The organism is Neisseria sp. P0021.S006 (genome assembly GCF_051956895.1).
The window spans coordinates 1-520 of sequence record NZ_JBQCWZ010001036.1 but is presented as its reverse complement, the minus strand read 5'-3'; the positions used below and the strand labels follow the sequence as shown (position 1 = coordinate 520).

Annotated in this window: 1 pseudogene; it reads left to right on the top strand. The window is 52.9% G+C overall.

Going from position 1 to position 520, the window contains the following annotated elements:
- Positions 1 to 372, top strand: a pseudogene (locus ACTHUM_RS18580) (NAD kinase); the annotation flags it as partial.
- Positions 373 to 520: the final 148 nt, after the last annotated feature.

The window sequence follows — 520 nt, the reverse complement described above, 5'->3', positions numbered from 1 at the left end:
GAATTTGTCTATACCCAACGTTCGGACGGCCTGATTATTTCCACGCCGACAGGTTCGACCGCCTACGCGCTTGCCGCCGGCGGCCCCATTATGCAGGCCGGCCTGCACGCATTCACACTTGTACCTATCTGCCCGCAATCCATGACCAACCGCCCGATTGCCATCTCCGACACCAGCGTAATCGAAATCCTCATTACCAAAAGCGGCGACGCACGCGCACACTTTGACGGACAATCCCATATCGACGTGCAAAACTTCGACCGCATCATCATCCGCCGCTATCACAACCCCTTGCGCGTCCTCCATCCCACCGATTACCAATACTTCAAAACCCTGCGCCAAAAGCTGCATTGGGGCGAACAATTGATTTAAACACCACTTCAATAAATAGGCTTACCATGAAAACCATTTCCAAAACCTTAATCATCGCGCTGTGCGCCCTTTCCTCCCTCTCCGTCTCCGCACACGGCATGCACAAAAGCAAACCCTTGTCCTTTGAAGAATTGCCGAAAATCTGCCA